Source organism: Oceanisphaera submarina (genome assembly GCF_046521305.1).
Taxonomy (GTDB): Bacteria; Pseudomonadota; Gammaproteobacteria; order Enterobacterales; family Aeromonadaceae; genus Oceanimonas; species Oceanimonas submarina.
The window spans coordinates 110656-130977 of sequence record NZ_JBKGFN010000011.1 but is presented as its reverse complement, the minus strand read 5'-3'; the positions used below and the strand labels follow the sequence as shown (position 1 = coordinate 130977).

20 protein-coding genes and 8 tRNA genes are annotated in these 20322 nt (G+C 55.7%); 17 read left to right on the top strand and 11 right to left on the bottom strand.

What is annotated here, in order from left to right; translation table 11 throughout:
• Nucleotides 1-2 precede the first annotated feature (2 nt).
• The 3 genes from ACLEIV_RS12055 to ACLEIV_RS12045 form a co-directional block, all read right to left on the bottom strand.
• Nucleotides 3-1373, bottom strand: a complete 1371-nt coding sequence (locus tag ACLEIV_RS12055; protein WP_410456881.1) for a COG3014 family protein — start codon at nucleotides 1371-1373, stop codon at nucleotides 3-5.
• A gap of 256 nt (nucleotides 1374-1629) precedes the next feature.
• Nucleotides 1630-2346: a tRNA (guanosine(46)-N7)-methyltransferase TrmB gene (trmB, locus tag ACLEIV_RS12050; RefSeq protein ID WP_410456880.1), complete on the bottom strand. Its 717-nt coding sequence runs from the start codon at nucleotides 2344-2346 to the stop codon at nucleotides 1630-1632.
• A 416-nt stretch (nucleotides 2347-2762) separates the two neighbouring features.
• Complete coding sequence (locus tag ACLEIV_RS12045; RefSeq protein WP_410456879.1) at nucleotides 2763-3941, bottom strand: aminotransferase-like domain-containing protein; 1179 nt, start codon at nucleotides 3939-3941, stop codon at nucleotides 2763-2765.
• A 206-nt stretch (nucleotides 3942-4147) separates the two neighbouring features.
• Between ACLEIV_RS12045 and mutY the strand changes: the two genes are divergently transcribed.
• From mutY to ACLEIV_RS12010, 7 genes are all read left to right on the top strand, one after another.
• A complete protein-coding gene (gene mutY / locus ACLEIV_RS12040; protein WP_410456878.1) occupies nucleotides 4148-5206 on the top strand; it encodes an A/G-specific adenine glycosylase in 1059 nt (352 codons plus the stop codon).
• Nucleotides 5203-5478: an oxidative damage protection protein gene (locus ACLEIV_RS12035; protein WP_204795295.1), complete on the top strand. Its 276-nt coding sequence runs from the start codon at nucleotides 5203-5205 to the stop codon at nucleotides 5476-5478. The genes mutY and ACLEIV_RS12035 overlap by 4 nt, the downstream gene beginning before the upstream one ends.
• A gap of 94 nt (nucleotides 5479-5572) precedes the next feature.
• Nucleotides 5573-5648, top strand: a tRNA-Phe gene (locus tag ACLEIV_RS12030).
• Nucleotides 5649-5707: 59 nt separating this feature from the next.
• Nucleotides 5708-5783, top strand: a tRNA-Phe gene (locus ACLEIV_RS12025).
• A gap of 29 nt (nucleotides 5784-5812) precedes the next feature.
• Nucleotides 5813-5888, top strand: a tRNA-Phe gene (locus ACLEIV_RS12020).
• A gap of 20 nt (nucleotides 5889-5908) precedes the next feature.
• A tRNA-Thr gene (locus ACLEIV_RS12015) sits at nucleotides 5909-5984 on the top strand.
• Nucleotides 5985-6191: 207 nt separating this feature from the next.
• Nucleotides 6192-7178 carry a hypothetical protein gene (locus tag ACLEIV_RS12010; RefSeq protein WP_410456877.1) on the top strand — a complete coding sequence of 329 codons (987 nt, stop codon included), beginning with the start codon at nucleotides 6192-6194 and terminating at the stop codon, nucleotides 7176-7178.
• A gap of 12 nt (nucleotides 7179-7190) precedes the next feature.
• Here the strand turns inward: ACLEIV_RS12010 and ACLEIV_RS12005 are convergent, their stop codons facing one another.
• Nucleotides 7191-7502 carry a putative quinol monooxygenase gene (locus tag ACLEIV_RS12005; protein WP_410456876.1) on the bottom strand — a complete coding sequence of 104 codons (312 nt, stop codon included), beginning with the start codon at nucleotides 7500-7502 and terminating at the stop codon, nucleotides 7191-7193.
• 293 nt (nucleotides 7503-7795) lie between these two features.
• Here ACLEIV_RS12005 and ACLEIV_RS12000 point away from each other — a divergent pair, with 293 nt between their 5' ends.
• Entirely contained in the window at nucleotides 7796-8005 is a 210-nt protein-coding gene (locus tag ACLEIV_RS12000; protein WP_071472183.1) for a cold-shock protein, read from the top strand.
• Nucleotides 8006-8169: 164 nt separating this feature from the next.
• On the opposite strand, the gene ACLEIV_RS11995 is transcribed toward ACLEIV_RS12000, so the two are convergent.
• Nucleotides 8170-9342 carry a Bcr/CflA family efflux MFS transporter gene (locus ACLEIV_RS11995; protein ID WP_410456875.1) on the bottom strand — a complete coding sequence of 391 codons (1173 nt, stop codon included), beginning with the start codon at nucleotides 9340-9342 and terminating at the stop codon, nucleotides 8170-8172.
• A 144-nt stretch (nucleotides 9343-9486) separates the two neighbouring features.
• Between ACLEIV_RS11995 and hfq the strand changes: the two genes are divergently transcribed.
• Complete coding sequence (hfq, locus tag ACLEIV_RS11990) at nucleotides 9487-9864, top strand: RNA chaperone Hfq (protein ID WP_410456874.1); 378 nt, start codon at nucleotides 9487-9489, stop codon at nucleotides 9862-9864.
• Between the two features lie 126 nt (nucleotides 9865-9990).
• Here the strand turns inward: hfq and dapA are convergent, their stop codons facing one another.
• Complete coding sequence (gene dapA, locus ACLEIV_RS11985; RefSeq protein ID WP_410456873.1) at nucleotides 9991-10863, bottom strand: 4-hydroxy-tetrahydrodipicolinate synthase; 873 nt, start codon at nucleotides 10861-10863, stop codon at nucleotides 9991-9993.
• Between the two features lie 293 nt (nucleotides 10864-11156).
• On the opposite strand from dapA, the gene rsmC reads away from it, so the two are divergent.
• The 6 genes from rsmC to ACLEIV_RS11955 all read left to right on the top strand — a co-directional run bounded on the left by rsmC (nucleotide 11157) and on the right by ACLEIV_RS11955 (nucleotide 13891).
• Nucleotides 11157-12176 (top strand): 16S rRNA (guanine(1207)-N(2))-methyltransferase RsmC, encoded by a 1020-nt coding sequence (rsmC, locus tag ACLEIV_RS11980; protein ID WP_410456872.1) that lies wholly within the window; start codon nucleotides 11157-11159, stop codon nucleotides 12174-12176.
• A 200-nt stretch (nucleotides 12177-12376) separates the two neighbouring features.
• Nucleotides 12377-12462, top strand: a tRNA-Leu gene (locus ACLEIV_RS11975).
• Between the two features lie 71 nt (nucleotides 12463-12533).
• Nucleotides 12534-12619: transfer RNA gene (locus ACLEIV_RS11970), tRNA-Leu, on the top strand.
• A 73-nt stretch (nucleotides 12620-12692) separates the two neighbouring features.
• Nucleotides 12693-12778 (top strand) — tRNA-Leu (locus tag ACLEIV_RS11965).
• Nucleotides 12779-12939: 161 nt separating this feature from the next.
• Nucleotides 12940-13233, top strand: coding sequence for a hypothetical protein (locus ACLEIV_RS11960; RefSeq protein ID WP_410456871.1), 294 nt, complete (start codon nucleotides 12940-12942; stop codon nucleotides 13231-13233).
• Nucleotides 13234-13330: 97 nt separating this feature from the next.
• Nucleotides 13331-13891: a CBS domain-containing protein gene (locus ACLEIV_RS11955; protein WP_410456870.1), complete on the top strand. Its 561-nt coding sequence runs from the start codon at nucleotides 13331-13333 to the stop codon at nucleotides 13889-13891.
• Between the two features lie 39 nt (nucleotides 13892-13930).
• Here the strand turns inward: ACLEIV_RS11955 and ACLEIV_RS11950 are convergent, their stop codons facing one another.
• From ACLEIV_RS11950 to ACLEIV_RS11940, 3 genes are all read right to left on the bottom strand, one after another.
• Nucleotides 13931-14131, bottom strand: coding sequence for a hypothetical protein (locus ACLEIV_RS11950; RefSeq protein ID WP_410456869.1), 201 nt, complete (start codon nucleotides 14129-14131; stop codon nucleotides 13931-13933).
• A 71-nt stretch (nucleotides 14132-14202) separates the two neighbouring features.
• A complete protein-coding gene (gene rlmD, locus ACLEIV_RS11945) occupies nucleotides 14203-15540 on the bottom strand; it encodes a 23S rRNA (uracil(1939)-C(5))-methyltransferase RlmD (protein ID WP_410456868.1) in 1338 nt (445 codons plus the stop codon).
• A gap of 114 nt (nucleotides 15541-15654) precedes the next feature.
• A tRNA-Leu gene (locus ACLEIV_RS11940) sits at nucleotides 15655-15739 on the bottom strand.
• A gap of 173 nt (nucleotides 15740-15912) precedes the next feature.
• Between ACLEIV_RS11940 and ACLEIV_RS11935 the strand changes: the two genes are divergently transcribed.
• Entirely contained in the window at nucleotides 15913-16410 is a 498-nt protein-coding gene (locus ACLEIV_RS11935) for an RDD family protein (RefSeq protein ID WP_410456867.1), read from the top strand.
• Nucleotides 16411-16469: 59 nt separating this feature from the next.
• Here ACLEIV_RS11935 and lptG read toward each other — a convergent pair whose 3' ends face one another.
• Together lptG and lptF are read right to left on the bottom strand one after the other, a co-directional pair.
• The gene (gene lptG, locus ACLEIV_RS11930; RefSeq protein ID WP_410456866.1) at nucleotides 16470-17540 is read right to left on the bottom strand and encodes an LPS export ABC transporter permease LptG; all 1071 of its coding nucleotides are present in this window, start codon (nucleotides 17538-17540) and stop codon (nucleotides 16470-16472) included.
• A complete protein-coding gene (gene lptF / locus ACLEIV_RS11925) occupies nucleotides 17540-18649 on the bottom strand; it encodes an LPS export ABC transporter permease LptF (RefSeq protein WP_410456865.1) in 1110 nt (369 codons plus the stop codon). Before lptF ends, lptG begins: the two co-directional genes overlap by 1 nt.
• A gap of 161 nt (nucleotides 18650-18810) precedes the next feature.
• Here lptF and pepA point away from each other — a divergent pair, with 161 nt between their 5' ends.
• A complete protein-coding gene (gene pepA, locus ACLEIV_RS11920) occupies nucleotides 18811-20322 on the top strand; it encodes a leucyl aminopeptidase (RefSeq protein WP_410456864.1) in 1512 nt (503 codons plus the stop codon).

Below are 20322 nucleotides of genomic sequence, written 5' to 3'. Positions count from 1 at the left end.
TCTTACAGGTTGATAACTTCGATTTCAGGTTGCTGCAGCGGGGCCGCCGCTTTCACATAAACCAGGTGGAAACGACTATTCGCGTCCAGCTCGACTTCCAGCGGCAGGCTCAGCTCGGGAGCGGTAATTTTCAGCTTGCCGTTGTTCGGGCGGTTAATCCTGGCCAGTTGCCACTCTTTGGGGAGTGTGGTCCAGCCGCGAATATCGGCACCGGTAGAGGCGGCCTGGGCGATGCCAGCCACCATGCCCAATAACGGACTCTTATCCTGCACCTGCTTCTGGGCCACGGTTTTCAGGGTGGCTCGAATGACTTCCCGGCTGAGAATATAGGGAAACTCGGATTTGAATTCGGCCTGGATAATACGGTCCATATTGGCCAGGGGACGGGTCTTGATTCGGCCAATTTGCAGGTTGCTGTAAGCGGGGGATCTTTCTACCAGCTTGGGAAGGGCAATGCCGCTGTAGCTGACATTGGAGGTCAGCACAAACAACGGCAGATCGATGCGAAATTCCTCTTTCTTGGCACCCAGACCATTCTCGAATACCACCCAGACCGCCGGCTTGTGTTTGTTTATATTACGCCCCTGGAGCAGGCTGTTGGCCATATTCATGTCGACCTTGACATCTGCATTTCGGGTTAATCCATATACGCGCTTGAAGCTGTCTCTGGCCTTGCTGTAATCGCTTTTATCCTGCGCTTTCAACATGAAATACAGGCCATGCAGGTAGGTGGCGAATGGATTGACATAACCCTCGTAGGCATTCCATTGCGATAAATCAACCCCCTGCTCCTGTAACAACGGCGAAGCGGCTTCCAGGCTGCGGTTGATATTCTCCTGATCGACCTTCTCTTCTTCTTTTGCCAGCTCTTCTTGCTGTGCTGTAATCTTTTTGGCGAAATGCTCGGCGGCACGACGCTGACGATCTTCGGTACGATTCCACTCTATGCGTGCATTGGCATAATCCCCTTCGGCCATGAAGTTGAGAGCCTTGTAGGTATTGACCATAACGCCGTCGTACTGGCTTTGCTGATAGCTGGTAATACTGTCATTCAACAGCATGGAGCCGGCCAATTCGGCACCCTGTAATAACAGATGCTTGGTGTCTTCGCCTTTCATCTTGGCTTCGGCCGAATCAAATAACCGGTTAGACTTGCTGTATATTTTTTCCTGTCGCATTAACGCGGCGGCCTGTAGAGACCAGAGCAGGTCATCGGCTTCGCCCGTTGTTTCATCGATGTCGGCACCAAGCTCTGCCAGGGCCATGGCATCCAGTGTACGCCCATCCACTATCGCCTGTTCAAAATCACCGAATTTGTTCTTTTGCTGAATGGAAGTACAGCCGGACAAAAGCAGCAGCCCGGCTAATACCATTGGGTATTTTCCTGATAAAAAAGTCATCGTCATTACTTTCCATGTGTTCAGTTTATTAGTCATGCGACTGCGACATAAATAGTCGCAGCACTATTAGACACAAAAACAAGACCTGATTGAATCATTAATTGGTCTAATTGGATAAAATGAAGGCGTTACGCAGGCGGGAGGCTTCAGAACAACGGGAATAGCACAATAATTGTGCGCTCGTTACCAGAACGGCGCACAATAATAGAAAAACGACTCAATAAAAATGTCAGGCGGTACGGGTAAAAATCAAATCCCAGACGCCGTGGCCAAGGCGGTGGCCGCGTTGCTCGAATTTGGTCAGCGGTCGATAATCGGGTCTGGGCATGTAATCGCCTTCCACCGTGGCATTACTATAACCGGGAGCCGCATTCATCACTTCCAGCATATGCTCGGCGTAATTTTCCCAGTCGGTGGCCATATGGAATTCACCGCCGATTTTCAGTTTGCTGCGCAGCATTTCCACGAAGGCCGGCTGCACGATGCGACGCTTGTGATGGCGGGTCTTGTGCCAGGGATCGGGGAAAAACAGCTGTACCCGGTCCAGACTCTGTTCGGGCAGCATCCGTTCGAACACTTCCACCGCATCGTGACACATGACCCGCAGGTTGGTCAGACCGGCCTCGGCCGCGCCCATCAGGCAGGCCCCCACGCCCGGGGTATGCACTTCGATGCCGATAAAGTCCTGTTCCGGGGCCACGCGAGCCATTTCCACCAGCGAAGCGCCCATGCCGAAGCCGATTTCCAGCACCCGGGGAGCAGCTCTACCGAATACCGCATCCAGATCGAGCAGTTGTGCACTGTACTCGATGCCCATCACCGGCCACTGCTCGGCCATGGCTTTTTCCTGCCCCTTGGTCAAACGGCCTTCACGACGCACAAAGCTGCGGATTTTGCGCTTGCGCAGTTCGTTTTCGGTTTGATCGGGCTGGTGTTCGTCTGTCATTTTCTTTCTCCGGCGGGCTTGGGAAGGCGAATTATCCAAAGTTCGGCCCAAGGTGCAAGTTTAAAAAGAAAGCGGTTCGTTTGTCTCTTTAGCCACAAATCGGTTTGCGGGATAAAAAGGTAACGGGGTTGCCTCCTCTTGACGCCCGAGTTAACTGTTGGCACCACAAGCAGGAGACGCCGAAGCTTCAAGGAGGACAGAGGGATCTGCTCAGCCGACCATCTGACCGCTAAGGACGGCGGGAATGCCAACATAGCAGGAGCACTTCTCGGCCGCGCCACGGATGGCGCGGTAAAGCCTACAGGGATGTATTTACGACGAGTCGGCGGTGCGGGCCCTTTGTCCGATTTTCTACGGTGACTTGTCACCAGAAATCAACACAACGTGTGACTAAGGGGCAGGTTTGCAGCTATGGATTACAGTACTTGTCGGATCACCCGGCCCAGGCGGCTGATGCCTTCTTCTATGGTGGCTTCGTCGGCACCGGCGTAGCTCAGGCGGGCGGTATTCAATATATCCGGACGCACATAGAAGGGCTGGCCGGGCACGAAGGCCACGTTTTCCTTGATGGCCAGATTGAACAGCGCCATAGCATCGATATGCGGCGGCAACTTCAGCCACAGGAACATGCCGCCTTCGGGGCGGGTAAAATCGATACCCGGGCAGTGCTTCAGCAATGCCTGTTCCATCGCGACCTTCTGGCGACCATAAACGGTACGGATACGGTCGATATGATCATCCAGATTGTTTTCCTGCAGATACGAATGCAGTACCTGCTGCACGAAGCCGTTGGTATGCAGATCCGCGGCTTGCTTGGCGATGGTAAGCTTCTGGCGCAGCCAGTCCGGTACCAGCATCCAGCCCAGACGGAACGAAGGCACCACCACCTTGGAGAAGGAGCCCATCAGCACCACGTTTTCCGGTGCCAGCTTGGCAACCGGTGGCAGGTGAACGCCTTCGAAACGCAGCTCGCCATACGGGTTGTCTTCGATCATCAGCACATTGTGCTTGATCAGTCGCTCGGCAACCGCCTGACGATTTTCACGGCTGTAGCTAAGGCCGGTCGGATTCTGGAAGTTGGTCACCCCGTAAAGCAGGCGGGCATGGTCGGGCTGGGCCAGCAAGGCATCCAGCTCGCCCAGATCCAGACCGTCGTCATTCAACGCCACCCCTTGAAACTCGGGTTGATAAACCGACAGCGCCTGAATGGCCCCCAGATAGCCCGGTTCTTCGATGATCAGCTTGTCACCTTCGTTTACCAATACCTTGCCCAACAGGTCCAGCGCCTGCTGGGAGCCGTTGGTGATCAGGATATTGTCGGACGACACCCGCATGCCATGTTGCCGGAAGTACCGCTCGGCAATATATTCCCGCAGTGGGGTAAAGCCTTCGGTGGCGGAATATTGCAGGGCGCCATTGCCCTTGTTCTGCAGCACCTGGGCGCTGGCGACGGCCAGCTCTTCATTGGGGAAAAAAGCCGGGTTGGGCAAACCACCGGCAAAGGAGATCACTTCCGGGTTAACCGCGACCTTGAGAATTTCACGGATGAAGGACGGCTCTACCTTGGCAAAGCGCTGGGCAAAAAAGGGCTGCATAGGAGTCTCTCTAAAAACGGGCTTGGCGGGCGCCAATAAAACTCTTCTTTTGTATCAGAAAACAGCCAAATAACAAACCGTCAACCGCAAAAGAGTGCCTTGAACCGCGCCGCCATCTGCTGGCCCCCCACACCGATGCCGGCCGGTTTGCACTGCCTGCCGCGCTGTGTTCTGATCCCGCCATTCATTTTTATGCAGTCAATATTGTGAACACAGCTTCTTTTTCCGAACGCGTGCTGGCCTGGTACGAGCAGCATGGTCGTAAAACCCTGCCCTGGCAGCAGGATAAAACCCCTTATCGGGTCTGGGTATCCGAGATCATGCTGCAGCAAACCCAGGTGACCACTGTCATCCCCTATTATCAACGTTTTATGACCCGCTTTCCCGATGTGGTGAGCCTGGCCGACGCCGTACAGGACGAGGTGCTGCACCTGTGGACCGGTCTGGGCTACTATGCCCGCGCCCGTAATCTGCACAAGGCCGCCCAGGTAATTCGCGACCATTATCAGGGGAGTTTCCCCGAGCGTTTCGAAGAGGTACTGGGCCTGCCGGGCATAGGTAGATCCACCGCCGGGGCCGTATTATCACTCTCGCTCGGGCAGCATCACGGCATTCTCGACGGCAACGTCAAGCGAGTGCTGGCCCGCTGGCTGGCGCAGGAAGGCTGGCCCGGTAAAAAAGAAGTGGAAAACACGCTCTGGCAACAGGTAGATAAACTGACGCCCCGGCAGGGGGTGACCCAGTATAATCAGGCGATGATGGACCTGGGCGCCACCATTTGCACCCGATCCAAACCCAAGTGCGAGCAATGCCCGCTACAAGACGACTGCCAGGCACGGCTGCTGGGCACCCCGGCCGACTTTCCCCATTCCAAGCCGAAAAAAAATGTGCAGCCGGAAAAACAGTCCTGTTTTCTGCTGCTCAAACAGGGCTGTCACATGCTGCTGGTGCAGCGCCCTCCTCAGGGACTTTGGGGTGGCCTCTATTGTTTTCCCGAATTTCATGACGAACAGGAACTCAGAACCTGGCTCAAGCGCTATCCGGAAGCATCCGCCCCCCGCCCCCTGCCCGGCTTTCGCCATACCTTCAGCCATTTTCACCTGGATATAGCGCCCTGGCTGGTAGAATTACCCCGGATACCGGACGAGGTCATGGCCGGATCGGAACGACTTTGGTATAACTTGCAGCAACCGGCGTCGGTCGGCCTGGCGGCTGCCACCAAGAAGCTGCTCGCCTACCCGCAACTGCAAGAGAGGAATTTATGAGCCGTACTATTTTTTGCCAACGTTTACAGAAAGAGGCCGAAGGGCTGGACTTTCAACTCTACCCGGGAGATCTGGGTAAGCGCATCTATGAAAATATCTCCAAGGAAGCCTGGGCCGGCTGGCAGCAGAAGCAAACCATGCTGATCAACGAGAAGAAGCTCAACATGATGAATGCCGAGCACCGTCAATTACTTGAGCAAGAAATGGTCGCCTACCTGTTTGAAGGCGCCGAAGTGAAAGTTGATGGCTACACGCCCCCTTCCGCAGACTAAATCACCGCTTTGTTCAAGGCTTGAGCGAACACGCTTGAGCCTTTTAAAAAGCGGTTGACTTGAATGGGGCAATCTTATCTAATTACGCCCCGTTGCCCAGATAGCTCAGTCGGTAGAGCAGGGGATTGAAAATCCCCGTGTCGGCGGTTCGATTCCGTCTCTGGGCACCATATTTTAAGCAGTAAGTTCAAATACAAGTTTCAGGTGCTCTTGTAAAAGATTGCCTAAAGCCCAGATAGCTCAGTCGGTAGAGCAGGGGATTGAAAATCCCCGTGTCGGCGGTTCGATTCCGTCTCTGGGCACCATTTTCGGTGCTTTTTATATAAAGCCCAAAGCCCAGATAGCTCAGTCGGTAGAGCAGGGGATTGAAAATCCCCGTGTCGGCGGTTCGATTCCGTCTCTGGGCACCATTTTAAAGCAAGTGCCAAACGCCGGCATAGCTCAGTTGGTAGAGCAACTGACTTGTAATCAGTAGGTCCCGAGTTCGACTCTTGGTGCCGGCACCATTTAAACCAGCCTAAGCGCTGGTTTTTTTGTATCTGCGTTTTGTCTGCTGCTATGCATCTCTTCCATGCCAGACCTCCCCTTGCCAGTCTTCATCAACGCCTCTTCTTGTGAGCGAAACCTGTTTTGATGCTCCTGTCGCCGGAGTTGGCATTTTGGTTGTGATCTACATAGTCTTAAGCAAAAGGCAAAAGGATGCTGCCATGAACATGAAGACGATATGCTTGATTGCCTTGCTGGCCGCAGCTAGTGCCGCCGCCGAGACAGAATCAGAAATAGAAATCGCAGACGACACCGACTTGCCGGCCTGGGCCGTGGAGAAGATCACCCCCATGCACGACAGCGTTTCTCACTGGGTCACCAACAGCTCCCGAAACATCGACGGCTTTTTCGGTACCGACGACAGCCTGCATATTGAAAACGGCTCCTACCTCCGCCTGAGTCAGGAACTGGAGTGGAGTGATGAGGAAAAGTTCAGCGCCGAAACGGCGGCGCGTTTCCGTCTCGACCTGCCTACCACCAAAGAGCGACTGCGTTTTATTATAGAAAGCGACCCGGAAGAATCCGAAGGCACCCTCGCCGAACAGGGCTCAAATCGGCTGCGCACCGATCAGCGCAGCCTCGCCGGCACCATTGTCGGCCTGAGCAGACTGGGAAAGAGGGATAAGAGAGAAGCCTGGAACCTGCAGGCCGGGGCCGGCGTCAAGGTTCGCTGGCCGCCGGATCCTTATATACGCTTTACCGGAGAACGGCTGTGGCAGCTGGAGTCACCCTGGCAGCTGGAGTCCTACAATCGCGCCTCCTGGTTCAACGAGGAAGGCTACTCCATACGCAGCAGGTGGGATCTCGGCCGGCCGCTGGACGAAAACCATCACCTGCGCTTTATCACCAATTTTCAGTGGCAGGAAGAAGTCGATACCCTGGAATATTCCGAAGCAGTGGAGCTCAACCAGATACTGGGCAAGCGCAGCGTCATGCGCTACGCCATCGCGGCGATAGGAAGAAGCACCTCGGACCCCAGGCTGCATGATTATTATCTGTACAGCCACTACAGACGTAATCTGCACCGGGAGATTCTGTTTGTGGACTTGATCCCGGAGTTGCATTTCCCCCGGGATCAGGGTTATGAAGCCCAGTTCGGCATTACTCTCCGGTTGGAAGTCATGTTCAAGGGTGACCTGGCTTTTCGGCGCTGAATAAGAACAGGCTTACAGAGGCCGAAACAAGCGAACATCGGCATCGGCTACCAAAGCCGGGGCCAGCTGTTCGAAATAATCCTTGATGTAGGGTTGGGCACAGTGAGCTTCAAACGCTTCTCTACTGGCCCACTGCTCGATAAAAACACAATCCCAGGGCTCGCCGTTGGCACCCGCATAAGGCACTTCTTCGGTCAGTTGGTACAGCAGACATCCCTCTTCCCTGTGGGTATTGGAGATCAGACTTTTCAGCGCCTGCTGCAATTCCTGGGCTTTGCCCGGCTTGGCGTTAAAACGGGCAACACAATATAAATCTGACATCATCGGCTCTCGGTACGAATAAAGTCGTTATGCTAATACATACCTCCCCGGTCTGAACAGCCCTCGCCCGTGTGACAGTGCCTCCGCATACTAGACACTCTGAATTGGATATACACACTAAATACCTGTTGACCCTTATCGGGTAACCGGTTAGAGTGACCGCAGCTCGAAAAATACGGCTATATTTATGTTCTTGTTACGATGTTCTAGTAGTACCTCGTCCTGTGTTTCATAAGTTAAATCTGTATTTTTCCAAGCTCGTTTATTTATGGTAGATTTGTTTACAGGATTTAGGTATGTCTAATATCGTTAAAGGTAAAGTAAAGTTCTTCAATGAGTCCAAAGGTTTTGGTTTCATCGAGCAAGAGCAAGGTCCTGACGTGTTCGTACACTTCAGCGCCATCCAAAGCCAGGGTTTCAAAACTCTGGCCGAAGGCCAAGCAGTACAGTTCACTGTAGCTCAAGGTCAGAAAGGTCCTCAGGCTGAGAACGTAGTTCCTCTGTAAGAGACTACCTCACCAAGAATTCCTAAGCCGTGCCTCCGGGCGCGGCTTTTTTATTGCCGGTTTTTCGCCCAGCCCTGTTTCCACCTTTCTCGTGAAGGCTGCTATCGCTAACCGATAACTGCTCACCGCAGTCATATCGCCATATTATTTCCTCCCCATTACGGTTAAAACCGGCCGGTCGCATACCAGGACAGTAACTTGAGTAATACGGCCCCGCTCAAGATACAGAGCCCGAGACTGAATGCCGTATCGACACCATAATAGGCCAGTCCTATCGTCAGCAGACTGGCAATAAGCATTTGCAGTGCGCCAGAAAGCGCCGCGGCGGCGCCGGCCAGATCCCGATAGGGCTCCAGCAAACGGCTCATGGCATTGGGAAAGGCCATGCCATTGCCGAGCGCCTGAACAAAGATAGCGCTGATCATCCATACCGGCTGCAGTGGCATGACCAGCATCCAGGCGCCGGCGGCCATCTGAACCACAGGGCTCAAACGCAGCATATCTTCGGCCGATACCCGATGTTGAACACGATTGTTAATAATCCCTCCCAGCAATAATCCCAGAGCCGGGATCAGTGCCCAGCTGCCATATTCTGCCGCACTCATGCCAATTTGCCGCTGCATCACATAAGGCATCACCGACACCGACACCATCATCAGCGAAAACTGTCCCCACAGCATGCCGCCGTGGCCGAGGAAATGGCGCTGCTCCAGCAATCGACGATAATTGCCGACAATACTCGCCAGCTGCATCGAACGGCGTTCACCGTTGAGGGTCTCCTTGAAACCGGCCAGCAACAGTATCCAAAGACTCAGCAGGTAAATAAACATGGCCACAAACACGCTTTCCCACCCCAGGTGGTGACCGAGCATGCCGCCCACCGCCGGCGCTACAACAGGCGTAAAGGCCGCCGCCATAGCCACATAAGACAGCGCATTACGCAGCAAGGGTCCCTCGAAGCGGTCCCGCAGCATGGCACGGGAAACCACGGCGCCACAGCCGGCTCCCAGCCCCTGCAGCAGCCGACCCAGCAATAGCCACTCAAATGATGCCCCGGGCAACAGACACAGACCAACCCCCAGCAACGCCAGCGCCAGTCCCGCCAGCAGCACAGGGCGGCGCCCTCGGGCATCGCTCAAGGGGCCATACAGCAGCTGTACCGGACCAAAAGCAAACAGATAGACAGAAATCAGCCACTGTGTCCGACTGGGATCTTCGGCCAGGGCCTGACTGATGGCCGGCAGCACGGGTAGCAGCAGACCAATGCTCAATTGCCCCATGCTGACAATAAGACAAGCCAGGATAAGGGTATGGGTAGTAGAAGTGGATGTTGCCACGCATCTTCCTCAGGTCAGGAGATTAGAGTTATGGGATTAGGGCCATGAGATCAGGGCTACTGGATTAAAGTGAGCTTTACTTTGACAAGTCGGGCATTCATTAAGCACAATCAAGGTTGAAAAATAACAAACAGGACTGCCTACATGACTGCCCAATCAGCAAATCCCCAATCGCTTCAACAAGCTTTTTCATTGGGTAACGGACAGGATGCGGCACTGAACTGGCTGCGCAAGAATCAGACTCATTGCGCCATCTTCCTCACCAATGGCATCAAGCTGGAAGGGATGATCAGTGCCTTTGATCAATACAGTATTCTGCTGTCCGACCCCCGTGGCCAGCAGCAGCTGATTTATAAAGCCAAAATTTCCACTATTTCTCCGGCTACCCGCCGGCCGCCGCGTACCGGGGTCATTATCAACAAACCCCGCCGCCCCCGTTACGAAAGTCATCACACTCCGCGGGAAGATAATCATCGCCGGGATGATCAATACGATCCTCCCAACGACGATGATCAGGGCTAACTTTCAAGCCGCCATAACGATAAAAGGTCAGCCCTTGGGCTGGCCTTTTATCGTTATACGCTCATGCTGCCACCGCCATTGATGAGACGACGCCAACAAGATGGCCGCTTGCGCGGCCATCGAGCGTTAAATCAGTTCCAGATCTTCCATTACCCGACGAATACGCGCCTTGGTGCTCTCCTGCAGAGGCACCACGGGGATGCGGCAGTTTTCGCTGGCCAGCCCCAGTAGTGACAGACCGTACTTGGGGCAGGCAGGATTAGGCTCGGCAAACATCACCTGATGCAACGGCAGCAATCGGTCCTGCAATGCGCGGGCTTCTTCCCACTTGCCGGCCAGGGTCAGTTCCTGCAGTTGGGCACAGAGGCGCGGTGCCACGTTGGCGGTCACCGAAATACAGCCCTGGCCACCGGCCACGTTGTAAGACACGGCGGTACCGTCTTCACCGGACAACCAGGCAAACGGCTTCTTGATCAGCTGGCGTTCGGCCCAGGGCCGTACCAGATCACCGGTGGCATCCTTAACACCGACGATACGCGGCAACTCGGCGATGCGCGCCATTGTCTCGGGCTGAATGTCGACCACGGCCCGGGGCGGAATGTTGTAGACAATAATCGGCAGTTCGGTGGCATCGTGCAGCATCTTGAAATGCGCATAGAGACCATCCTGACTCGGCCTGTTGTAATAACCGGCCACATGCAGGGTAGCGTCGGCACCCACCTTCTGGGCACAGTTGCTGTATTCTATGGCCTCTACCGGGTTATTGGAGCCGGCACCGGCAATAACCGGTACCCGCCCTGCGGCCTGTTCCGCCACAATTTCAATCACGCGGCAATGCTCGTCGTGCGTCAGGGTCGGGCTTTCTCCGGTGGTACCAACCGGTACAATGCCATGGGTACCCTCCTCGATGTGCCAGTCAACCAGCCGGCGCAACGCCGCCTCGTCGAGTCGATCGCCGTCAAAGGGGGTCAGCAGGGCAACTAAAGAACCGCGAAACATGGAAGCTCCTTCTCCTGGATAGAGGATTTAAAGATTTAAAATAAAAAACCCCGGTCGCTGTTGCATCACCGGGGTTTGAGGACATCTTGTCTTGATGAGAATCAGGCGTCGGTCACGCAACAGAGGCTGCCGCTTTTCGTTTAAGCGGTTTTCCCGGTTTACGTTTAACGATAAAAATCATGATTTACACCTGAAAAGACCTTGAACAGCATCTTTTGCTAATGACCGACAAATGTCAAGAGTACCGGTGGCATGTATAATGCCCAATTGATTTATTTACCGCGGAGCCCGAGATGTTTGAGGCCTTGACCCCGGTCAGCGAAATGCTGACCCGTAATCTGGATATTCTGAGTCGTCAGCCATTGCTGGTATGCGGCCTGCTCGAAGACAGGCTGCCAAGCCTGCTGGCCGAGGCCGGCCCTGCGCCCCGGGTGTTTACCACCGATTTTCGCTACTTCCAGTGGCAGCAGGACCAGGGCCTTGCCGATATCGAATTTGGTACCAGCCCCGCTCCCCGTACAGCTGCCGGCCTGCTGTTGCTGATGCCCAAGGCCAAGGCCGAGGCCGAGTACCTGCTGGCCGCCTGCCTGCCGCTGCTGGCGGCCGGTGCCCCGGTTTTTATCGCCGGTGACAACAAGGGAGGCGTCAAGTCTGCCCCAAAATTGCTGGCACCCTATTGCGCACAGATCAACAAGCTGGACAGCGCACGGCGCGCCAGCCTGTACCAGGCCGAACTGACCACCTTGCCAGCTCCCTTTGCTCTGGCCGACTGGATCAGCCGCTATCCGCTGGCAGAGGAACAACTGCAGATCTGCGCCCTGCCCGGCGTATTCAGTGCCGCACATCTGGACTCCGGCTCTCGTCTGCTGCTGAAAACCATTGCCTCTCTCAAGGGCCGAGTGCTCGACTTCGGTTGCGGCGCCGGTGTCATCGGCGCCAGCCTGCTGAAGCGTCACCCCGACATGACGCTGGAATGCATCGACATCAACGCCCTGGCATTGGAAGCCAGCCGGACGACTCTGGCAGAAAACCGGCTTGAGGCCAAGGTCTATGCCTCCGATGGCCTGAGCCAGGTGAGCGGCAAGTTCAATCACATCATCACCAATCCGCCCTTTCATGCCGGCCTGAGAACCTTCTATCACACCACCGAAACGCTGCTGAGCTCGGCCGCCGATTATCTGCTGCCGGGCGGATCCCTGATCCTGGTGGCCAACGCCTTCCTGCCCTACCCGGAACTGATAGAAAAGAGTTTCGGCCATTGCGAGACCCTCGCCGCCACCGGCAAGTTCAAGATCTACCGGGCCAGACGCTGATCAGACTCTAGGGTCTGTTGACCTTTCACGATAAAAACGCGTTTAACTCGAACAAAATTTAACCTCGAAAAGCCAATAGCCCCTAGTGCTCAGCACTTTTTTTAACCGACCGGCCATTAGCGCCGGTTTTTTTAACTTTTCTCGGAATCTGCATATTGACGGACGACAAAAAATCTATAGAATTCGCAGTCCTTGGCAACGCGAGGGTGGCGGAATTGGTAGACGCGCTAGCTTCAGGTGTTAGTGTCCTATGGATGTGGGGGTTCAAGTCCCCCCCTTCGCACCAAGTTACTGCAAAGTAGCTGACGCCAGGAAACGATGACGGCCTCATCTAAAACAGCCGGACAATTTGAGTATGCGAGGGTGGCGGAATTGGTAGACGCGCTAGCTTCAGGTGTTAGTGTCCTATGGATGTGGGGGTTCAAGTCCCCCCCTTCGCACCAGACTCCCAAGGTCTGATAAGATACTCAAATAAAAAGATGGTGGCTCATCTCAAATAGCCAAACAATCAGGTATGCGAGGGTGGCGGAATTGGTAGACGCGCTAGCTTCAGGTGTTAGTGTCCTATGGACGTGGGGGTTCAAGTCCCCCCCTTCGCACCACGATTGTTGATATTTCTCCAGTACTTCTCTTCTATATCTCTATTCAGTTTATTTTCTTCACTCTCTGCGACCGATCACAAAATCCATACTTGCACTATTGCAATACTGCCCTGCCGGCGACATTATCGCACCAGATGTTAACGAATTGTTTCTGGTGGTTTATGCGTAACCTGTGCTGCGTGATGTGCCTGCTACTGTTGATGCAAACGGCTTTCACTGCCGATGTTGCCGCCACAGACAAGATCCAGGCAATGCTGGCTCCCCACAGCAGCGATACAGGACTGCCACCATCGTTTTCTCTTGAAGACGATCCCGACTCAGAGCAACCGCTGCCCGCCCTCAGCCATTCATCACCGGCTCGGGAACAGAGGATCAACAGTAAGAACTACATTCTCCCTCTCGGTGCCAACCAAGCTTTCCAACCTCGTGGACCTCCTTATACCTTCTTCGCCTGAACCATTCCGGCGTCAGCTATTGCTGCCCGTCTATTTCGGTAACTTATTGAAATTCATCAGGCACACAACGAATCCTGTGTGAAAGCGAGGAATAAATATGAAAACCCTGCCACTCTACGCGGTTGAAAACACCGATCATCTGGTACTGCCAAGCGACTTCAACGGTGCCAATCTGAATACACCGGCTCTTGAGCTGGTGAATGATTTCAAACATAGTGCCCCCGCCATCATCGATGCCGACACGCCGGCATCCGATATGCTGACCATGATGCAACACGAACACAGTCGGCTGAAACTGGTGGTGGATAACAAAGGAGGACTGGTGGGATTAATCGGGCTTGAGCAGTTGTCCGGTCAGACCATTATGCGCAGGATAGCCAATGGCGACCTGCGCCACGAGATCCTGGTTTCCGATCTGATGCGCCCCCGTGAGCAGCTTAAGGCTCTGGCTTATCAACAGTTACAGAATTGTACTATTGCCGATGTGGTTGCCACCCTGCAACACAGTGGTGAGTCTTATTGTCTGATTGTCGAACGGCACAGCCATCAGATCCGGGGAGTGATCTCGGCCGAAGATATTGCCGAACGATTACATATACCATTGAATATCAACAAGGCGCCCACGTTTCTGAATATATTCGATTCTCTGTCGTCCTGATACAGAACAGCCGGTCCTGCCTGACGAGACCGGCTATTTTCACCCACCGAAAGCCGGCAACAGCACCACTCCCAAACCGGCCAGTCCGCCGACAGGCAACCAGTACCAGTGACGGCTGACCGAGGGCACCGCCAGCAGCAGCGCAAACAGGGCAAAACCTGCACTAAGCCACAGGGTAAGTGCCGAATTCGGTACCCACCACAGCAACAACAACCAAGCCGATACCAATAACAACACCATGGGATTTCCTCCCTCCAAACACGAAATTGATAATAATTATCATTAAGGTTGATTGCAATATCTTATTTGCTCTACACCCGGGTCAGCAGCGCCACCGTTTCCACATGCATGGTATGGGGAAACATGTCCACCGGCGTGGCCTGCTCCAGCGTGAAGCCATGCTCACACAACCAGGCCAGGTCCCGGGCCAGTGTCTTGGGGTTGCAGGAAACATACACCAGTCGATCGGGCTGCATCTCGGCCAGAGTCGCCAGCAACGCCGTATCACAGCCCTTGCGCGGCGGGTCCACCACCACCACATCGGCGGTCACACCCTCGGCATACAGCCGGGGCACCAGCTGCTCTGCCGCCCCCTGATGGAATTCGATATTGGTGATGCCGTTCAGCTCGGCATTGGCGCGCGCGTCGACAATGGCCTCGGGCACCAGCTCGATGCCGATCACCTGTCTGGCATGACGGGCCATAAACAGGCTGATGGTGCCGATACCGCAGTAAAGGTCAAACACCGTCTCATGACCCTGCAGGTTGGCCAGTCGCATCGCCTCCCGGTACAGCACCTCGGTCTGGCGGGGGTTGACCTGATAGAAAGACAACGGAGAAATGGCAAACTCCAGTCCGTCCAGGCTATCGACGATCAACTCTTTACCCCACAGCAGCCGGCTTTCCGGCCCCAGCACCCGATTGCCAATGGCGGCATTGATATTCAGCATCAGGCTGACCAGTCCGACAACGGACTCGAACTCGCCCACCAGCTGGACCAACGCCTCATTCGAGGGAGCTTCGGCCACCACCAGCACCACCATCAGTTCACCGCTGTGAATGCCGTCACGCACCATGATATGGCGAACGCTGCCGCTGTGAGTGATCTCGTTATAGGCCGACACCGTGCAGCGGCGCATCCAGGCTCTGACCCGCTGCACCACCTCGGTGGTGGCCGGCGCCTGTACCCGACACTCGTCGACCTCCACCAGCTGATGGCTGTGCTTGGCATAAAAGCCGATTTCAGATCCGGGCTTTACCGCATACTGGGCCTTGTTGCGATAATGGAAGGGTTCATTCATACCCAGGGTATTCGCCACCGGACAGCCCAGCCCTCTCGCCTGCAAGACATCGACCAGCAACTGGCGCTTCAGTTCGAGTTGGGCCTGGTCACTCATCACCCGCAGCTGACAGCCGCCACAGGCGGTATAACGGCAAAAGTCCTCACGACGAGCTGCCGAGGGGCGCAATACCCGTACCAGAGTACCCTGACAGAAATTGGGCTTGACCAGGTTCAGCTGTACCTCAACCTGCTCGTCGGGCAAGGCGCCTTCGATATACAAGGGGCGTCCTTCCAGAGTGGCGATGCCATCTCCTTTCTCGGTAAGGCTATGAACGGAGACGGTAACCAGCAGGCCGGGTTTTAACATGGGGATACACTCTATACGAAGGAGCAAAAAACAGGGCATTCTGAGAAGCATCGAGCGGGAAAGCCGACAGCCAGAAAGCAAAAAACCACCTCGAGGGTGGTTTTGATTATCAAGTGGTAGCAGAGGCCGGACTCGAACCGGCACGCCCGAAGGCAAGTGATTTTGAATCACTCATGTCTACCAATTCCATCACACTGCCACTTGATAGCGTCACCTAGGTGAGCGGTTTGCATTATACGTATCCCTCCGCCCCCCGCAAGCAGATTATGACACCGGCCGTGATGACTGCGCATTAATCATACACCCGGATGGCGATTACCCCGAGCCACTGCTTTTGATAGAATACGGCAACTTTTCAGTGAACGGCGGATAATGTTGGTGAATTCTTATACGGGGCTGCCCAGAGCTGGGGTAATGCGGCGACTGGGGGCCTGGCTTTATGATTTACTGGTGGTGATATCACTGCTGATGGTGGCCGGGTTTATCTTCTTCGGCCTGACCGCGCTGGCCCTGAGCCAGGGCTGGATAACGCTGGGCTCCTATCAGGACACCGCCGAGCTGCTCAGCGCCAACCGACTGTACCAACTGTGCCTGCTGACGGTGGCCCTTGGCTTTTATTGCTGGTTCTGGCGTACCAGCGGCCAGACCATAGGTATGCGTGCCTGGCGCCTGCGAGTGCAGAACACCGACGGCAGCCGCCTGAGACTGTCCCAGTGTATTATCCGCGCCGCTACGGCCCTGTTGGGGCTTGGCAACGTCTGGATCTGGCTGAATCCGCGCACCAGGCTGGCGCTGCAGGATAAAATCGCCGACTGCGAAATGGTGGTGCTGAGCAAAGAACAGAACAAGCGGTTGCTGGATAAACAGTAACCGGGATTCGGGACTGGGGGCTCGGGATTCATCCACTCCCCACTCCCTAATCACCACTTTCAGGCCCTGCGATTAAGCAGGAACAGCGCCACGCCGATAAACAGCCCGCTGGGGCCCAGGGCACCCAGCACCGGCGGCACCTCATAGACCAGGCTGATGGGACCGAAGACCTCGTTGGCCACATAAAAGCCGAAACCAAACAGAATACCCAGCAACAAGCGGGCTCCCATGGTCACGCTGCGCAGGGCGCCAAACACGAAGGAGGAGGCCAGCAACATCATGGCAATCACCATCACCGGCTGCAGCGCCTTACGCCAGAATGCCAGTTCATAGAGGCTGCTGTCCTGACCGTTATCTTTCAGATAGCCCCGGTATTCCCACAGGCCACGCATCGACAATTCGTCCGGATCTATGGCCACCACCCCCAGTTTTTCCGGGGTCAGGCTGGAGTGCCAGATTCGGCTGGCTTCCTGTCCGGTCTCGATGGATACACCGGGGGTGAACTGGGTGTCGGTCACATTGCTCAGCTGCCATTGCTGATCCCGGTATTCGGCACTGGCCGCCTGGGTGATACGGCTGAGCTGCATGTCATCGTCGAAGTAATAGAGGGTAATGTTGTTCAGGGTGCCATCACGCCGGGCCTGTCCGATATTGATATAGGATTCGTTGTCCTTGGCCCAGACGCCGTTGACCGACAGCACCACCTGCCCATTGGAGCGGGACTCGGTCCGCAGATCGTCTGCCGCCAGCTTGGTGGCCGGCACCGCATATTCACCAATCAACATGATGATCAGCATCAGCGGCAAGGCCGTTTTAAGGGCACTGGTAACTATATTGAAACGAGAGCTGCCTGAAGACTGCATCACCACCAGTTCACTGCTGCTGGCCAGCTGGCCCAGCCCGATCAAGCCCCCCAGCAGGGCAGCAATGGGAAAGAACAGCACAATTTCCTTGGGCATCGACAGCAGCACATAATAAAACGCCGTCAGCAGGGTATAGCTGCCCTCGCCCACGCTGCGCAGCTGTTCCACATAGCGAATAATGGCGGACAACCCCACCAGCGTCAGTTCACACAAAAGGATGGACATCAGCACGGTACGGCCGATGTAACGATCGAGAATTGTCAGCATCAGGCCGCCTTGTTCCGTTTGAATTGTTCCCGGGTCCGGTTCCACCAGGCCGTTTCCAGCAGATTGAGCGGCACTGTCACCAGCAGCAAGAACAGCAGTGGCACCGTATAGAGGCCGGGCAACACCGGCAGCTCGCCTCCTTCAACCGCAGAACGGGAGGCGCTTTGCAACAGGAAATAGGCCAGATACAGCAGAATGGCCGGCAGCAACTTGGCATAACGTCCCTGACGAGGGTTTACCACCGCCAGCGGCACTACCGCCAGAGTCAACACCAGCATCGACAATGGCAACACCAGTCGCCACTGTAACTCTACCCTGTCCATCAGTTCGTCCGACTGCCAGAGGGCCACACTACTGGTCGACGCTTCTTTACGTTCGGCTTCACCGACCTCGGAGGCGCGAATATAGGCGCTGTATTCGTCGAACTCGGCCACGTCAAACTCCCTGCTGCCGGGGGTTCCGCTGTAGCGACGGCCCTGATCGAGCGTCAGCCACTGACCGCCACTGCGCTCGTGCAGCCGGCCACCATCGGCCACCACTATGCTGGGAGCCTGCTGGGCCTGGCCCCGCTGCACCACAAACAGCCGATTAAGGCGGTTCCCCTCATCTTCGGCCTCCAGCTCTTCCACGTAGGCCACGATGCGGCCTCCGTCCAGGCTCATGAAGCGTGCTTCACGCAGTACCGCAAAGCCCGGATCGGCCTTCACCTCCTCCAGCAGCTGATAGACCTGGCCCTTGGACCAGGGATTGAGCCAGAGCGAGTTAAACAAAGCCACCCCGGTCCAGAACAGGGCCAGCATCAGGGTAGTATGCATGATTTTGCCCGGCCCTATGCCCACCGCCCGCATCACCGTCATCTCGCTCTCGGCATAGAGCCTGCCGTGCGCAAACAGAATGCCGATAAAGAGGCTGATCGGCAGCATCAGGGTAGCCATATCCGGCAGGTTCAGCAGCAGCAACTTACCGACCAGGGCTCCGGGTATCTTGCCGCTGGCGGCCTCGCCCAACACCTCGATAAAATTCTGGCTGACGAAGATCAACAACAGCACGAACAACACGGCCAGCTGTGTCTTCAGGGTTTCCCAAAACAAATAGCGGAATGCAATCACCGTTAATCCCAGTGTAAACTTGTCTTTTTAATGGAAACGCTTAAGAATAAGCGTAAAATTACGATTTTCGCATATTAAGTACGCGAAGTTCGGCGTCTTTTAGCGATGGACACCATTATCGTTGATCTGACGCTCATTGTCTTCAAGCTGTAGGAGAATCCATGGAGTTCAGTGTTAAAAGTGGTAGCCCCGAGAAACAGCGCAGTGCCTGTATCGTGGTTGGCGTATTTGAACCCCGCCGTCTGTCTCCGGTCGCCGAACAGCTGGATAAAATCAGCGACGGTTACCTGAGTTCCCTGCTGCGCCGTGGTGACCTGGAAGGCAAGGCCGGCCAGATGCTGCTGCTGCACCAGGTACCCGGCGTACTGAGCGAGCGGGTATTACTGGTCGGTTGTGGCAAGGAGCGAGAGCTCGACGAACGCCAGTACAAGCAGATCATTCGCAACACCATCAGCACCCTGAATGACACCGGCTCGATGGAAGCCGTCTGCTTTCTGACCGAGCTGCACGTCAAGGGGCGCGACACCTACTGGAAAGTACGCCAGGCGGTGGAAACCACCAAGGCCAGTCTCTATACCTTCGACCAGTTCAAGACCAACAAGGCCGAGCCGCGTCGTCCGCTGCGCAAGCTGGTATTCAACGTGCCCACACGACGGGAGCTGACCATAGGCGAGCGAGCCATCCAGCACGGCCTGGCCGTGGCCAAGGGCGTCAAGGTGTGCCGCGATGTGGCCAATATGCCGCCCAACGTGTGTAACCCCGCCTATCTGGCTTCTCAGGCCCGCCAACTAGCCGACGCCTGGGATAATATCAGCACCCGGGTGATCGGTGAGGAAGAAATGGCCGAGCTGGGCATGAATGCCTATCTGGCCGTGGCCCGAGGTTCCCACAACGAAGCCATGATGTCGGTGATCGAATACAAGGGGCACCCGGATCCCGACGCTCGCCCCCTCGCCCTGGTGGGCAAGGGCCTGACATTCGATGCGGGCGGCATTTCGCTCAAGCCTGCCGACGGCATGGACGAGATGAAATACGACATGGGCGGTGCGGCCTCGGTACTGGGCACCATGCATGCGCTGGCCGAACTGCAGCTGCCGGTGAACGTGGTGGCCATTATCGCCGGTTGTGAAAACATGCCCGACGGCAATGCCTACCGCCCGGGTGATATTCTCACCAGTATGTCAGGCCAGACTATCGAAGTACTCAACACCGATGCCGAAGGCCGACTGGTGCTGTGCGATTCACTGACCTTCGTCGAGCGGTTCGAGCCGGAAGTGGTGGTCGATGTGGCTACCCTCACCGGTGCCTGCATCATCGCCCTGGGCCATCATACCTCCGGCTTGATGGCCAACCATAACCCGCTGGCCCACGAGTTGCTCAATGCCTCGGAACAGGCCGGCGATCGCGCCTGGCGTCTGCCGATGAGCGACGAGTATAATGAGCAGCTGGAAAGCCCCTTCGCCGACATGGCCAACATAGGTGGCCGTCCGGCAGGCGCCATTACCGCCGCCTGTTTCCTCAGTCGCTTCACCAAGAAGTACAACTGGGCTCACCTGGACGTGGCAGGCACCGCCTGGAACAGCGGCAAGAACAAAGGCGCCACCGGCCGTCCGGTGCCGCTGCTGACCCAGTTTCTGCTGAACCGGGCCGGCGTCAACAACATCGAAGAGTGA

Bases quoted from the DNA above. Each gene is read 5' to 3' on its own strand.
- ACLEIV_RS12055 (WP_410456881.1), bottom strand. From the start codon at position 1,373: ATGGTATTAGCCGGGCTGCTGCTTTTGTCCGGCTGTACTTCCATTCAG.
- trmB (WP_410456880.1), bottom strand. From the start codon at position 2,346: ATGACAGACGAACACCAGCCCGATCAAACCGAAAACGAACTGCGCAAG.
- ACLEIV_RS12045 (WP_410456879.1), bottom strand. From the start codon at position 3,941: ATGCAGCCCTTTTTTGCCCAGCGCTTTGCCAAGGTAGAGCCGTCCTTC.
- ACLEIV_RS12035 (WP_204795295.1), top strand. From the start codon at position 5,203: ATGAGCCGTACTATTTTTTGCCAACGTTTACAGAAAGAGGCCGAAGGG.
- ACLEIV_RS12010 (WP_410456877.1), top strand. From the start codon at position 6,192: ATGAAGACGATATGCTTGATTGCCTTGCTGGCCGCAGCTAGTGCCGCC.
- ACLEIV_RS12005 (WP_410456876.1), bottom strand. From the start codon at position 7,502: ATGATGTCAGATTTATATTGTGTTGCCCGTTTTAACGCCAAGCCGGGC.
- ACLEIV_RS12000 (WP_071472183.1), top strand. From the start codon at position 7,796: ATGTCTAATATCGTTAAAGGTAAAGTAAAGTTCTTCAATGAGTCCAAA.
- hfq (WP_410456874.1), top strand. From the start codon at position 9,487: ATGACTGCCCAATCAGCAAATCCCCAATCGCTTCAACAAGCTTTTTCA.
- dapA (WP_410456873.1), bottom strand. From the start codon at position 10,863: ATGTTTCGCGGTTCTTTAGTTGCCCTGCTGACCCCCTTTGACGGCGAT.
- rsmC (WP_410456872.1), top strand. From the start codon at position 11,157: ATGTTTGAGGCCTTGACCCCGGTCAGCGAAATGCTGACCCGTAATCTG.
- ACLEIV_RS11960 (WP_410456871.1), top strand. From the start codon at position 12,940: ATGCGTAACCTGTGCTGCGTGATGTGCCTGCTACTGTTGATGCAAACG.
- ACLEIV_RS11955 (WP_410456870.1), top strand. From the start codon at position 13,331: ATGAAAACCCTGCCACTCTACGCGGTTGAAAACACCGATCATCTGGTA.
- ACLEIV_RS11950 (WP_410456869.1), bottom strand. From the start codon at position 14,131: ATGGTGTTGTTATTGGTATCGGCTTGGTTGTTGTTGCTGTGGTGGGTA.
- rlmD (WP_410456868.1), bottom strand. From the start codon at position 15,540: ATGTTAAAACCCGGCCTGCTGGTTACCGTCTCCGTTCATAGCCTTACC.
- ACLEIV_RS11935 (WP_410456867.1), top strand. From the start codon at position 15,913: ATGTTGGTGAATTCTTATACGGGGCTGCCCAGAGCTGGGGTAATGCGG.
- lptG (WP_410456866.1), bottom strand. From the start codon at position 17,540: ATGCTGACAATTCTCGATCGTTACATCGGCCGTACCGTGCTGATGTCC.
- pepA (WP_410456864.1), top strand. From the start codon at position 18,811: ATGGAGTTCAGTGTTAAAAGTGGTAGCCCCGAGAAACAGCGCAGTGCC.